Origin of the sequence: Microbacterium canaveralium, assembly GCF_047238045.1 — a bacterium.
Taxonomy (GTDB): domain Bacteria; phylum Actinomycetota; class Actinomycetes; order Actinomycetales; family Microbacteriaceae; genus Microbacterium.
In genome coordinates this window covers 1748504-1762651 of record NZ_JBDFMA010000003.1, presented here as the reverse complement: position 1 = coordinate 1762651, position 14148 = coordinate 1748504, and the positions used below count along the sequence as shown (strand labels likewise).

At 69.5% G+C, this 14148-nt stretch carries 11 protein-coding genes; 6 read left to right on the top strand and 5 right to left on the bottom strand.

The window, feature by feature from the left end:
* Positions 1-13: 13 nt before the first annotated feature.
* A complete protein-coding gene (locus tag ABC271_RS09380) occupies positions 14-2065 on the bottom strand; it encodes a M3 family metallopeptidase (RefSeq protein WP_412924614.1) in 2052 nt (683 codons plus the stop codon).
* A gap of 78 nt (positions 2066-2143) precedes the next feature.
* Between ABC271_RS09380 and ABC271_RS09375 the strand changes: the two genes are divergently transcribed.
* Together ABC271_RS09375 and ABC271_RS09370 are read left to right on the top strand one after the other, a co-directional pair.
* Entirely contained in the window at positions 2144-2737 is a 594-nt protein-coding gene (locus ABC271_RS09375) for a helix-turn-helix domain-containing protein (RefSeq protein WP_412924613.1), read from the top strand.
* Entirely contained in the window at positions 2734-2949 is a 216-nt protein-coding gene (locus tag ABC271_RS09370; protein ID WP_412924612.1) for a hypothetical protein, read from the top strand. The genes ABC271_RS09375 and ABC271_RS09370 overlap by 4 nt, the downstream gene beginning before the upstream one ends.
* Positions 2950-2953: 4 nt before the next feature.
* On the opposite strand, the gene ABC271_RS09365 is transcribed toward ABC271_RS09370, so the two are convergent.
* The 3 genes from ABC271_RS09365 to ABC271_RS09355 all read right to left on the bottom strand — a co-directional run bounded on the left by ABC271_RS09365 (position 2954) and on the right by ABC271_RS09355 (position 7453).
* A complete protein-coding gene (locus tag ABC271_RS09365; RefSeq protein WP_412924611.1) occupies positions 2954-3202 on the bottom strand; it encodes a hypothetical protein in 249 nt (82 codons plus the stop codon).
* Entirely contained in the window at positions 3202-5769 is a 2568-nt protein-coding gene (valS, locus tag ABC271_RS09360) for a valine--tRNA ligase (protein ID WP_412924610.1), read from the bottom strand. Before valS ends, ABC271_RS09365 begins: the two co-directional genes overlap by 1 nt.
* A 379-nt stretch (positions 5770-6148) precedes the next feature.
* Complete coding sequence (locus ABC271_RS09355) at positions 6149-7453, bottom strand: MFS transporter (protein WP_412924609.1); 1305 nt, start codon at positions 7451-7453, stop codon at positions 6149-6151.
* Between the two features lie 309 nt (positions 7454-7762).
* Between ABC271_RS09355 and ileS the strand changes: the two genes are divergently transcribed.
* Genes ileS through ndk form a run of 4 tightly spaced genes read left to right on the top strand, consistent with a single transcriptional unit; the run spans position 7763 to position 13319 of the window.
* Positions 7763-11149, top strand: coding sequence for an isoleucine--tRNA ligase (gene ileS, locus ABC271_RS09350; protein WP_412924608.1), 3387 nt, complete (start codon positions 7763-7765; stop codon positions 11147-11149).
* Positions 11146-12498 carry a bifunctional folylpolyglutamate synthase/dihydrofolate synthase gene (locus ABC271_RS09345; RefSeq protein WP_412924607.1) on the top strand — a complete coding sequence of 451 codons (1353 nt, stop codon included), beginning with the start codon at positions 11146-11148 and terminating at the stop codon, positions 12496-12498. Before ileS ends, ABC271_RS09345 begins: the two co-directional genes overlap by 4 nt.
* Complete coding sequence (locus tag ABC271_RS09340) at positions 12495-12899, top strand: DUF4233 domain-containing protein (protein WP_412924606.1); 405 nt, start codon at positions 12495-12497, stop codon at positions 12897-12899. The genes ABC271_RS09345 and ABC271_RS09340 overlap by 4 nt, the downstream gene beginning before the upstream one ends.
* 3 nt (positions 12900-12902) lie before the next feature.
* A complete protein-coding gene (ndk, locus tag ABC271_RS09335) occupies positions 12903-13319 on the top strand; it encodes a nucleoside-diphosphate kinase (protein WP_412924605.1) in 417 nt (138 codons plus the stop codon).
* Positions 13320-13486: 167 nt separating this feature from the next.
* On the opposite strand, the gene ABC271_RS09330 is transcribed toward ndk, so the two are convergent.
* The gene (locus ABC271_RS09330) at positions 13487-14086 is read right to left on the bottom strand and encodes a vitamin K epoxide reductase family protein (protein ID WP_412924604.1); all 600 of its coding nucleotides are present in this window, start codon (positions 14084-14086) and stop codon (positions 13487-13489) included.
* Positions 14087-14148: the final 62 nt, after the last annotated feature.

Sequence of the window (14148 nt, the reverse complement as noted above, 5' to 3'; positions counted from 1 at the left end):
ACCCGCACCCCCGTCAGACCATGAGGCCGCGACGTTCGAGCAGCGGCTGGATCTCGGCATCCCGGCCGCGGAAGTCGCGGTAGGCCGCGAGCGGATCGCCCGATCCGCCGACACCCAGGAGACGCTGGCGGAAGCGGTCGCCGTTCTCGCGTGTCAGGCCGCCGTTCTCGCGGAACCACTCGACGGTGTCGGCGTCGAGGACCTCGCTCCAGATGTACGAGTAGTACCCGGCGCTGTATCCGCCCGAGAAGACGTGCGCGAAGTACGTGGAGGCGTACCGGGTCGGGACCGCGGGGTTGTCGAGCCCGATGTCGGCGAGAGCCGCCGCCTCGAACGCGGACACGTCGATGTCCCGCGCCGCATCGTCGACCGACAACCCGTGCCAGGCCTGGTCGATCCAGGATGCCGCGAGGTACTCGCTCGTGGCGAAGCCCTGGTTGAAGGCCTCCGAGGTGTGGAGCCGTTCGACGACGTCCGCGGGCAGCGGCTCGCCCGTCTCGTGGTGCCGCGCGTAGTGGGCGAGGATCTCGGGCCAGAAAATCCACATCTCGTTCACCTGGCTGGGGAACTCCACGAAGTCGCGGTGCACCGCCGTGCCGGCGAAATGCGGGTAGGTGACGGTGGCGAACAGACCGTGCAGGGCGTGCCCGAACTCGTGGAAGAGCGTCGTGACCTCGTCGAGCGTCAGGAGGGTCGGCGTGCCCGGCGCGGGCTTGTTGACGTTGAGGTTGTTCACGACGACCGGCGCCGTGCCCCGAAGGCGCGATTGCGTGACGATCGAGTTCATCCACGCGCCGCCGCGCTTGGAATCACGGGTGTAGAGGTCGAGGAGGAACAGCCCGAGCTCGCTGCCGTCGGCGTTGTGAACCTCGAAGACACGCACGTCGGGGTGATATCCCTGCAGGTCGTGGCGTTCGGCGATGTGGATGCCGTACAGCTGCTCGGCGGCCGAGAACACCCCGTCCCGCAGCACGCGCTCGGCCTCGAACCACGGGCGCAGGGCGGCACGATCGAGGTCGTACTGCTCGGCACGGACCTTCTCGGTGTAGAACGCCCAGTCGTGCGCCTCGATCCGGATGCCGTCGCCATCGGCGATGCGCTGCAACGCCTCCTGCTCGGCACGGGCGTTCGCCGCCGCGGGCACCGCGAGCCGGCGCAGCAGGTCGTGCACCGCGTCCGGGGATCCGGCGGTCTGATCCGCGAGGACCGCGGCCGCATGCGACGGATAGCCGAGGAGCGCCGCGCGCTCGGCCCGCAAGCGGACGATCTCCCGCAGCGTCGCACGATTGTCGTGGGCGTTGCCGCGGGTGCCGCGAGCGCGGGACGCCTCCAGGAGGCGGCGACGGCTCTCGCGGTTCGTGATCGAAGCGAGGTACGGGTGGCCCGTGTACAGCGTGAGGGTGACGACGTAGCGGCCTTCGAGTCCGCGCTCGGTCGCGGCCTGCGCGGCCGCCGAAAGCTCGCCGTCGCTCAGCCCGTCCAGCTCTGTGGCGTCGTCGAACACGACGGCCAGGTCGTTGGTGTCGGCAAGGAGGTTCTTCTCGAACGTCGTGGTGAGGGTCGAGAGACGCTGGTTGAGATCGGTCAGGCGCTGCTTCTGGGAGTCGTCGAGGCCCGCACCCGCGAGGGACATCTCGCGGTGGCGCCGTTCCACGAGGTACCGGCTCTCGGCATCCAGGTCGAGGGTGTCGAGCGCGTCGTGCACGGCCGTCACGCGCGCGAAGAGCGCCGCGTCGAGCTGGATCGCGTCGCCGTGTGCGGACATGAGGGGCGCCAGCTCCTCCTCGACGGCCTGCACCTCAGCCGTTCCGTCGGCGGACGCGACGGTGTAGAAGGTGCGGGCGACCCGGTCGAGCAGGGCGCCGCTGCGCTCGAGGGCCACCAGCGTGTTCTCGAACGTCGGCGCGTCGGTCTGCGCGGTGATCGCGTCGACCTCGGCCCGCTGCGCCGCGAACGCGGCATGGAAGGCCGGAAGGTAATGCTCGACCCGGATGCTGCCGTACGGCGGCAGATCGTAGGGGAGCGGCGTCGGAGCGAGGAGGGGATTGGTCACGGCATCCGTCATCGTTCCAGCCTAAGTGCTCTCGGACGTGGATGCAGAGAGAACGTTGCAAACAACTGTCTGCAAAGGTATCTTTGCAACATGACGGAAGAACGAACGCAGGAAGGGCGGGTCCTGGATGCCGGGGCGCTCCGCGCGCTGGCGCATCCCCTCCGCGTCCGACTCTTCGACATCCTCAGCCAGTACGGTCCTCAGACGGCGAGCAGTCTCGCCGAGCTCACGGGGGAGTCGACCGGGGCGACGAGCTACCATCTTCGTGCGCTGGCGCGCCACGATCTCATCCGTGAGGTCGCGGGTCGCGGGACCGCGCGCGAAAGATGGTGGGAGCGGCCCGCGGGGAGCGTGACGCTGACCAATCCCGAGATGCAGAACACGCCGTCCGGGCGCGCGGTCATGGAGGTCGTGCAATCCGAGACGCTCGCCCTGCGGCATCAGCAGCTCATGCACTTCGTGGCGCACGGCTGGGACGAACCGGAGGAGTGGCGTGAGGCGTCGGTCATCACGACCGCGACGGCGAGGCTCACGCCTGCACAGTCCGCCGAGCTCATCGCCCGTGTGCAGGCACTCATCGACGAGACCGTGAAGCGCTACCGGAACCAGACCGGCGACGACGTGCGCGCCGTCACGATGCGCGCGGACGTCTTCCCCCTTCCGATCGAGAAGGGCAGCGCATGAGCGCCACCACGACGTCTGCCGTCGCGCAACCGGTCCGCCCGACACGCGCAGAAGCGGCACTCCTCGCGCTGGCCCACGCGATGTCGAGGTTCGCCGAGGAGCGCATGCGCCACCGTGCCCTCCGAGCCGAGGCGGAGCCTGCGCTGAGAACGGCACGGCGGGCATCGCGGGAGATGAGCGACGACGTGTGGCGCTACCTCACGCCCCGCTGAGACCTCAGGCGAACTCGTCGTCGGTGTCGTAGCGCACGGTGACCTCGCCCGAGGCATCCTGCGAGACGATCACGCCGGTGTCGAGCTCGGCGACCGGCCGACCCTCGAGGAAGGTCAGCGTCCATCGCGGAGCGGGGGCGCTGAGTCCATCGGGGTTCAGCGCCGCCTCGACGGCCGCGATCTGCGCGTGCAGAACGGCGGGCACGGCGGCCGGGGGCTGCTCGCGGGCGGTCCAGCGGGTTCCGAGTTGCATCAGTCCTCCTGCGGTGCGAACACGATGTCGGTGACGGTGGTGGTGTCGGCCTCGACGAAGGTGATCGTCTCGATCCGGCCCACGGCGCGGAGATCGCCCTCGGCCAGGCGCAATGCCGCCACGTGCGGGCTGTGGATCGTGAGGGAGAGGACCGGCGTCTTCTGCGAGGCCTTCACCTCGGTCTTCGCGCGTCGGATGCCGATGAGTGCCTCACCCACGGCGGTCAGCACGACGGCGTCGCCCTCGATGCCGAGTGGCTCGGGCCACGCGGCGGTGTGTACCGACCCCTCCTCGAACCACGACCAGGTCTCTTCGGTGGCGAACGACAACACCGGAGCGAACAGGCGGACGAGCGTCGACAGGGCCGTGCGCAGCGCGAGGGCGGCCGACGCCTGACCGACATCGGAGCGGTCGTAGGCGCGCTCCTTGACGAGCTCGAGGTAGTCGTCGCAGAAGGTCCAGAAGAACGACTCGGTGATCTCGAGGGCACGGGCGTGGTCGTACGACTCCAGCGCCGCCGTCGCGTCGGTGACCACGCGGTCGAGGGTGGCGAGCATCGAGGCATCCAGCGCGTGGGTGACCTCGGCCCCCTCGGGCACCGGGAACGACAGCACGAACTTCGCCGCGTTCAACAGCTTGATCGCCAGGCGCCGACCGATCTTGATCTGCGTCGGGTTCTGCGGGTCGAAGGCCGCGTCGGTGCCGAGGCGGCTGGACGCCGCCCAGTACCGCACGGCGTCGGAGCCGTGCTGCTGCAGCACGTCGGCCGGTGTGACGACGTTGCCCTTGGACTTCGACATCTTCTTGCGGTCGGGGTCGACGATGAAGCCCGAGATGGCGGCATCCGTCCACGGCACCCGGCCGTCTTCGAGAGCGCTGCGCAGCATCGTCGAGAACAGCCACGTGCGGATGATGTCCTGGCCCTGCGGACGAAGATCGAACGGGGCGACGAGGTTCCACAGCTCCTCGTCGCGCTGCCAGCCACCGGCCAGCTGCGGCGTGAGAGAGGACGTCGCCCACGTGTCGAGGATGTCGCGCTCGGCGTCGAAGCCGCCCGCGACGCCGCGCTGGTCCTCGGTGTAGCCCGGGGGCACGTCCGTCGTGGGGTCGACGGGAAGCGCCGCGAGGTCGGGGGTCAGCACGCGGGAGTAGTCGCGCTCCCCGTTCTCGTCGAGGCCGTACCAGACCGGGATCGGCACGCCGAAGAACCGCTGGCGCGACACGAGCCAGTCGCCGGTGAGCCCGTTGGTCCAGTTCTCGAAGCGCACGCGCATGAAGTCGGGATGCCACGACATCTCCCGCCCGAGGGCGATGAGACGCTCGCGCAGCTCGGCGTCGCGCGCGCCGTTACGGATGTACCACTGGCGGGTCGAGACGATCTCGAGCGGACGGTCGCCCTTCTCGAAGAACTTCACCGGGTGCGTGAAGGGCTTCGGGTCGCCCTCCATCTCACCCGACTCCTGGAGGAGTTCGACGATGCGCTTCTTGGCGCTGAACACGGTCTTGCCCGCGAGCTCGGCGTACGCCGCCTTCGCGGCATCCGTCACGATGACATCCGGGGCCTCGGCGACGATACGGCCGTCCTTGCCGATGATCGTGCGGTTGGGGAGGTCGAGCTCACGCCACCAGATGATGTCGGTGACGTCGCCGAACGTACAGATCATGGCGATGCCCGAGCCCTTGTCCTGCTGCGCGAGCGGGTGGGCGAGCACCGGCACCTCGACGTCGAAGAGCGGCGTGCGCACGGTCGAGCCGAAGAGGGGCTGATACCGCTCGTCGGCGGGGTTGGCCACCAGCGCCACGCACGCGGCAAGCAGCTCGGGGCGGGTGGTCTCGATGAACACGTCGCCGGAGCCGTCCGTCTTGTGGAAGCCCAGACGGTGGTACGCGGCGGGCTGCTCGCGGTCTTCGAGCTCGGCCTGCGCGATCGCCGAGCGGAAGTCGACGTCCCACAGCGTGGGGGCGAGGGCCTGATACGCCTCGCCGCGCTCGACGTTGCGCAGGAACGCCAGCTGGCTGGTGCGCATCGCGTCGTCCGAGATCGTGCGGTACGTCTGGCCCCAGTCGACGCTGAGTCCGAGGTCGCGCCACAGCGCCTCGAACGCCTTCTCGTCCTCGACGGTCAGCAGCTCGCACAGCTCGATGAAGTTGCGGCGGCTGATGGGAACCTGATCGGCTGCCTTGCTGCTCTTGTTGTCGCCACCCGCGATCGGGGGCGTGAAGTCGGGGTCGTACGGCAGCGAGGGGTCGCAGCGAACGCCGTAGTAGTTCTGGACGCGACGCTCGGTGGGCAAGCCGTTGTCATCCCAGCCGATGGGGTAGAACACCGTCTTGCCCCGCATGCGCTCGAACCGCACCTTGACGTCGGTGTGCGTGTAGCTGAAGACGTGCCCGATGTGCAGGCTTCCGGATGCCGTCGGGGGAGGGGTGTCGACGGAGAAGACACCGGCGCGGCCCACCTCGGCCGCACGGGCCCGGTCGAAGACGTACGTGCCGCGTTCGGTCCACGCGGCATCCCACTTCTGCTCGAGGCCCTCCAGGGCGGGCTTGTCCGGGATCTGCGACATGGGTACTCCTCAAGCGATATGTGCGGCACCGTGTGTGCGTGCCTGACTGTGGGATGCCGATCGAGTCTACCGGGAGGTCAGCCGGCCCTCGCGGCACGCGACGGCGCTGCTGCGGGCTGCGGATGCGGGGGTGACGGAGGCACGCTCCGGGTGCGGCGATGCAGAAGCTCGGTGATTCGCACTCGATCAGCCACAGAGCCCTCACACCCTCGGCGCCCCTCAGAACCTCAGCGATCCGCACAACCTCAGCCCGAATCCCGGATGCCGACTGAGATTGCGCGAATCACTGAGCGACCGCCGCGCCCCGCAACCGCTCAGCCCACTGAACCTCCGCCGAAGACCGCACGACGGCGCGCGGCGGTGAGTGGGCGGCGACCGCTCAGACCGTCTCGGCCACCGGGCGGCGCCGCACGGCGATCCAGGCCGCCACGAGAGTGACGGCCGAGAGGATCGCGAGGACGACCCCAGGATGCCACCACGCGAAGCCCGTGGCGTTTCCGAGCGCGACGGTGGCGAGGGGGATGAACCCGGAGATCGTCGCCGCGACGGCGTACGCGATCGAGAGCGCGGAGTAACGGAAGTGGGCGGGGAAGAGGTCGTTCATGAGACCGCCCAGGGCCGCCCACGACATGGTCGGCAGGATGCCGCCGACGATCATCGTGGCGACGAGGATCGGGAAGGTCGCGAACTGCAGCAGGAAGTACATCGGGAACGTGATGAGGAGCGTGCCGAGCGCGCCCCACGCCACCACCTTGGCCGAGCCGATGCGGTTGGCCCACGCGCCGAACAGCGGGATCGTGACCAGCTGGAGGAGCGCACCGATCGTCGTGGCGACGAGCAGGTCCTGGAAGCTGAAGCCGAGGCGTTCGACGCCGTAGTTGATCGTGTAGGTGTTCATCAGGGAGTAGGAACCGATGCCGAGCAGCGCCGCTCCGATGGCCACGACGACCACGGTCGGCTGCGCGCGGAACATCGCGAGGAACGGGACGCGGTCGCGGCGACCGGTCGCCACGACGTTCTCGAACACGGGCGTCTCGTCGATCGACCAGCGGAGGTAGAGCGAGACCAGCAGCAGGGGGAGGGCGAGCAGGAACGGGATGCGCCAGCCCCAGGCGGCGAGCTGATCGGCCGGGAGTGCGAAGGTCATCACGATGAACACGACCGCGGAGAGGATCGATCCGACCGGCGAGCCCAGCTGCGGGATCGCGGCGTAGAACGCGCGCTTCACCGGGCTGGAGTGCTCGGTCGCGAGAAGGATCGAGCCACCCCACTCTCCGCCCAGCGAAAGGCCCTGCGCGATACGCAGCACCAGCAGCAGCACGGCCCCGAACCAGCCGGCCTGGGCGTACGTCGGTAGAACGCCGATGAGGCCCGTCGCGACGCCCATGATGCCCACGGTCCACAGGAGCGTGGTGCGACGGCCGAGCCGGTCGCCCATGTGACCGAAGATGATGGCACCGATCGGCCGCACGACGAAGGCGAGCGCGATCGTCGAGAACGCGGCGAAGGTCGCGCCGATGCCGCCGAGCGGATCGAAGAAGAGCGGTCCCACGAAGAACGCGGCGAAGTAGGCGTAGACGTAGAAGTCGAAGGATTCGAGCGAGGTGCCGATCATCGACGCCCACGCGACGCGGCGTGCGGGTGCGGAGGAGGTCGGTCGGGGGACGGGGGGAGCAGAGGTCACGGGGATAGATCTTGGCACGAGTCCAGAAACTCCCGCGTTCGCTCCGGCATTCCCGCGCCCGGACCCTGGTTTGTCGGAGACGAGCCCGCCGACCCGAGCGCGTCGGCGTAGAATGGGTGTATCAGCACCGATCCGGCTATCACCGGGGAGCTCTCGGAAGAACGGGGTCACCGCCCCCAGTAGAACCGAGCGGGTCAGGCCCGTCACAGCCGCAGTGAGAGCGGCGCCCACCCCGGTGGGCGCAATGCGGGGTGGTACCGCGGTCCGAACGGATCGTCCCTGCAGGTGGATCGCGACCTGCGGAGAGACATGACCTACCCACGCCCCTCATCCTTCGGACCGGCGGCCGACGCCGCGGCATCCGTTGTCCCCAGCCCCCGCTTCCCCGAGATCGAGCGCGACACGCTCGCCTTCTGGGATGCCGACGACACGTTCCGCGCGTCGATCGAGCAGCGCGAGGGCGCCGAGGAATGGGTGTTCTACGACGGCCCGCCCTTCGCCAACGGCCTGCCGCACTACGGGCACCTCCTCACCGGCTACGCGAAGGACCTCTTCCCGCGCTTCCAGACGATGCGGGGCAAGAAGGTCGACCGCGTCTTCGGGTGGGACACGCACGGCCTTCCCGCCGAGCTCGAGGCGATGAAGCAGCTCGGCATCACCGAGAAGGACGAGATCGAGCGCATGGGTGTCGCCGTGTTCAACGGCAAGGCCCGCGAATCGGTGCTCGAGTACACGCGCGACTGGCAGGACTACGTCACCCGCCAGGCGCGCTGGGTCGACTTCGAGCGCGGCTACAAGACGCTCGACACGTCGTACATGGAGAGCGTCCTGTGGGCGTTCAAGACCCTGCACGACAAGGGCCTCGCGTACGAGGGTTACCGCGTGCTGCCGTACTGCTGGCGCGACGAGACGCCGCTGTCGAGCCACGAACTGCGCATGGACGACGACGTCTACAAGATGCGCCAGGACCCGTCGGTCACCGTGACGTTCCCGCTCGTCGGTGCGAAGGCCGAAGCCCTCGGCCTCACCGGTGTACGTGCACTCGCGTGGACGACGACGCCGTGGACCCTGCCGACCAACCTCGCCCTCGCGGTGGGTCCCGGCATCCGCTATGCCGTGATCGAGGGCGGACCCCACGGTGCGGCCGACGTGCACCGCGCGCCCGACGGCACGCCCGACGAGGCGATCGAGGCCACCGCGCACCGCTACCTCCTGGCCGAAGACCTGCTGCCCGGCTACGCGAAGGACCTCGGGTACGAGACCCCGGATGCCGCGCGCCAGGCCGTGCAGACGACGATCCTGGGCTCCGAGCTCGAGGGCGTGTCATACGACCGCCTGTTCGACTACTACGCGGACGCCGAGACCTGGGGGACGGGCAACGCCTGGAAGATCCTCGTCGACGACTACGTCACCGTCAGCGACGGCACCGGAATCGTGCACCAGGCCCCCGCATATGGTGAGGATGACAAGCGCCTCGCGGATGCCGCGGGCCTACCCACGATCATCTCGCTCGACGACGGCGGCCGGTTCCTGTCGACCGTCACCGACGTGGCCGGCGAGCTGTGGATGGATGCCAACCGGCCGCTCATCCGCCTGCTGAAGCAGGAGGGGCGCCTTCTCCGCGAGGCGTCGTACGAGCACTCGTACCCGCACTGCTGGCGCTGCCGGAACCCCCTGATCTACAAGGCGGTGTCGAGCTGGTTCGTGCGCGTCACCGACGTGAAGGACCGCCTGCTCGAAAACAACGAGCAGATCACCTGGGTGCCCGAGAACGTCAAGGAGGGCCAGTTCGGCAAGTGGCTCGAGGGCGCGCGCGACTGGTCGATCAGCCGGAACCGGTATTGGGGATCGCCGATCCCGGTGTGGAAGAGCGACGACCCGAACTACCCGCGCGTCGACGTCTACGGCTCGCTCGCCGAGATCGAGGCCGACTTCGGCCGCCTGCCGCGCAACGCGGATGACGAAGTGGACCTCCACCGTCCCTACATCGACGACCTCACGCGCCCGAACCCCGACGACCCGACCGGTCGCTCGACGATGCGTCGCATCGAGGACGTGCTGGACGTGTGGTTCGACTCCGGCTCCATGCCGTTCGCGCAGGTGCACTACCCGTTCGAGAACCACGAGTGGTTCGACGAGCACTCGCCGGCCGACTTCATCGTCGAGTACATCGGGCAGACCCGCGGCTGGTTCTACGTCATGCACGTGCTATCGACGGCGCTGTTCGATCGCCCCGCTTTCACGGGCGTCTCGTGCCACGGCATCGTCCTCGGCAACGACGGACAGAAGATGTCCAAGTCGTTGCGCAACTACCCCGACGTGAACGAGGTCTTCGACCGCGACGGCTCGGATGCCATGCGCTGGTTCCTCATGTCGAGTTCGGTGCTGCGGGGAGGCAACCTCGTCGTGACCGAGGAAGGCATCCGCTCCGGCGTCCGCGAGTTCCTGCTGCCGCTGTGGAACGCGTGGTACTTCTTCGCGACCTACGCCAACGCGTCCGGCGACGGGTACACGGCCGAATGGCGCACGGACTCGACCGACGTGCTCGACCGCTACATCCTCGCCCTCACCGGCGATCTCGTTCGCGACGTCGCGGCCGACCTCGAGGGGCTCGACTCCACGACTGCGGCCGAGCGCCTTCGCGACTTCGCCGAGGTCCTGACGAACTGGTACATCCGGCGCTCGCGCGACCGGTTCTGGGTGGGCGTGACCGAAGACCCGACGAGTCGTGAAGCCTTCGACACGCTCTACACGGTGCTCGAAACGCTCACGCGCGTCGCCGCCCCGCTCCTGCCCCTCGTGACCGAGCGCGTGTGGCAGGGACTCACCGGCGGTCGCAGCGTGCACCTGCAGGACTGGCCGGATGCCGGGGCCTTCCCGGCCGCGGCCGACATCCGGACCGCGATGGACACCGTCCGCGAGGTCTCGAGCGTCGCCAACGCCCTCCGCAAGCGCGAGGGCAAGCGCGTGCGCCTGCCGCTGCCGCGTCTGACGGTGGTGACCCCGGATGCCGCCGGGCTGGCGCAGTTCGACGACATCCTCCGCGACGAGCTCAACGTGAAGAGCGTCGAGCAGATCCCGCTCGAGGACGACACGGCCGCCGCCTACGGCATCACCCACCGCCTGTCGGTGAACGCCCGGGCCGCCGGTCCCCGCCTCGGCAAGCAGGTGCAGCAGGCGATCCAGGCCGCCCGCGCCGGCGACTGGAGCGAGGCCGACGGCCGCGTGGTCGCCGGCGGCATCCCGCTGGAGCCGACCGAGTACGACCTCGTCGTCGAGACCGCTGGACGGCCCGCCGGGGAGGCTCTCGCGGTGCTGTCGTCGGGCGGTTTCGTGCTGCTCGACACCGTCACGACGCCCGAGCTCGAGGCCGAGGGCCTGGCGCGCGACATGATCCGCGCGATCCAGGACACCCGTAAGGCCGCGGGCTTCGACGTGAGCGACCGCATCTCGCTCGCATTGACGTTCGACGACGACGCGGACGCGCGCGCCGTCGCCCAGGCGTTCGACCTCGCGGGCGTGGCATCCGAGACCCTCGCCGAAGGCGTCCTACTCGCCACCCGCAACGAGCGCCTCATCGAGCGCGGCACGGTCCTCGCGCCCGAGTTCGAGGCCATCGTCGCGGCGAAGACGTACGCCAACGCCGGGGCGGTCACCGTGGCCGTCGCCCGCATCTCGACCGGAGGCACCGCATGAGCGACCGTTCCCGCGCCGATGCCGTCTACGCCGCGCTCCTCGAGCGCCAGGGCGAGCAGTGGGTGCAGCCGCGCGTCGAGCGCACGCGCCGGCTGCTCGAACTGCTCGACGACCCGCAGCGCACCTACCGCGTCATCCACGTGACCGGCACGAACGGCAAGACGTCCACGAGCCGCATCATCGAGACCCTGCTCCGGGCTCTCGGGCTGCGGACCGGCCTGTTCACCAGCCCGCATCTCGAACGCTTCACCGAGCGCATCCTCATCGACGGAGAGCCGGTGGCCGACGCCGCGATCGCGGACGCGTGGGACGAGATCCAGCCTTTCGTGCAGATCGTGGATGCCGAGCTCGAGGCGTCCGGCGACGCGCCGCTGACCTTCTTCGAGCTGCTGACCGCGCTGGCGTTCGTCGCGTGCGCGGATGCCCCGATCGACGTCCTCGTGCTGGAGGTCGGCATGGGCGGGGAGTGGGACTCGACGAACACCGCCGACGGCGACGTCGCGGTCTTCACGCCGATCGACATCGACCACACCGACCGCCTGGGCTCGACCATCGCCGCGATCGCGTCCGTCAAGGCCGGCATCATCAAGGAGGGCGCGGCGGTCGTCTCTGCCGCGCAGCCGGAGGAGGCGCGGCGGGCCATCGTCGCCCGCGCCGAGAAGATGCACGCCTCGGTCGCGTTCGCCGGAGAGGGCTTCGCGCTCGAGACGCAGACGCTCGCCGTGGGCGGTCAGCTCCTCACCGTCCGCGGCATCGCCGGCACCTACTCCGAGCTGTACCTGCCGCTCTACGGCGCCCACCAGGGGGCCAACGCGGCGCTGGCGATCGCTGCCGTGGAATCCCTGATCGGCGGTGGCACCCAGCCGCTCGCCTCCGACGTCGTGACCGACGGCCTCGGCGCCGCGACCTCCCCGGGCCGTCTGCAGCTGCTCGGCACGGCGCCGACCGTGCTCGTCGACGCCGCCCACAACCCGCACGGGGCCCGTGCGCTCGTCGCGGCTCTCGACGAGGCGTTCGACATCGACGAATGGGGGGCCGTCGTCGGCATCCTGTCCGGCAAGGACACCGCGGGCATCGTCTCGACGCTCGCCCCCGCCGTCGCCCGCATCTTCGCGACCGCACCGGACAGTGAGCGGGCCGCCGACCCCGACACGATCGCCGACGTCGCCGATTCCGCCGACGTCCCCGTCACCGTGCACCGCACCCTCGAGGACGCGGCCGACGCGGCACGCGAGTGGGCCGCAGAGTCCGACCGGCGTGCCGTTGTGATCGCCGGCTCGGTCGTGCTCGCCGGCGAAGCGATCCGCCTGTCCGAGCTCGAGGACTGGAAGGCGGGGTGGCAGGCATGAGCCCCCGCGAGCGTCGCCCCCGTCGCGTCCGCGGCGCCCAGGAGTCGCTCGGGGCGGTCGTTCTCGGCTTCGAGTCGATCGTCGTCTTCCTCGGTGGTCTCGTCGTGTACGGCCTCAAGGCGCTCCCGTGGGGCATCGAGCCGTGGTGGGGGATCGTCGGGGGAGCGCTCATGGCCGCGGCCATGGTCGCGATCTCGGGTCTGCTGCGGCACCGATGGGCCATCGTCGTCGGCTGGGCGCTCCAGGTGATCCTCGCTCTCGGCGGCATCCTCGTTCCGGCCCTCGCTGTCGTCGCTCTCATTTTCGGTGGCATGTGGGCGTATGCGACGATCAAGGGAGCGGCGCTGGACCGGCAGAACGCACGACGCGCCGCCGACCCCGACCTCTCGAACGGAGAATGACCCATGGCCACCGAAGAGACCCTCGTCCTGGTCAAGCCCGATGGCGTCGCCCGCGGCCTGACCGGCGCGATCCTTTCGCGCATCGAGGCGAAGGGCTACGCCCTCGTCGACATCCGCCTCGTCGAGCCCGACCGTGAGCGGCTCGCCGAGCACTACGCCGAACACGAGGGCAAGCCGTTCTACGAGCCGCTGCTGGAGTTCATGCTCTCCGGCCCGTCGGTCGCGATCCGCCTCGCGGGCAACCGTGTGATCGAGGGCTTCCGCTCACTCGCCGGCACCACCGACCCCACGACCGCGGCCCCCGGCACGATCCGCGGCGACTTCGGTCGCGACTGGGGCCTGAAGGTTCAGCAGAACCTCGTGCACGGCAGTGACAGCCCCGAGTCGGCCGCGCGCGAGCTCTCCATCTGGTTCGACTGATCCCGGATGCCACGACGGCCGCCGTTCCCGCGAGGGACGGCGGCCGTCGTCGTGTGCGGTGGCGGCTGCGGGGCGCCGACTCCGCGATCCGCACAATCTCAGCGGCATCCGCCCCGAACCCGCTCACATTCCGCAAATCGCTGAGGCTATGTCGAGCGCGGGCTGCGTCAGATCTGCGACAGCACGTCCAGACGCAGCTGCGCGATGACCGCGACGACGACGTAGGCGCCGAACGCCATGAGCGGCACCCACGCCATGAGCGACGACGCGATCTCTCGCACCTTCGGCCCGACGGGGAAGATGCCTTCGCGCAGCAGATGGAGCGTGACCACGAAGAACGTCGGGATCGTCACCGACCACGTGACCATGCACCACGGGCACAGGGTGCCGAGCACGAAGATGCTCTGCGAGATGAGCCAGATGACGAACGTCAGCGCGCCGGCGATGCCGAGCCAGAACAGGATCCAGAACCAGCGCGCGAAGCGGGCGCCCGCGAGGATCGCGAAGCCCACGACGATCGGGGCGATCCACGCCGCGAGACCGATGATGGGGTTCGGAAAGCCGAACACGCTGCCCTGCCACGACTTGAGGTTCGCGGTGCACTGCACCAGAACGCTGAAGTCACAGGATGCCGCGGCGCCACCGTCCATGAGCTGGTGGAACCGCTCCATCGTGAGCGAGAACGCCGCCCACCATCCGACCGCTCCGGCGATGATCAACCACACCGCGAGGACGACGGGCCGACGCGGGGTGACGCTTTCACTCATGTTCGCGATTCTTCCACCGTCGTCCGATGCGGCGCCTGTGGGATGCCTCGCCGTCGAGATGC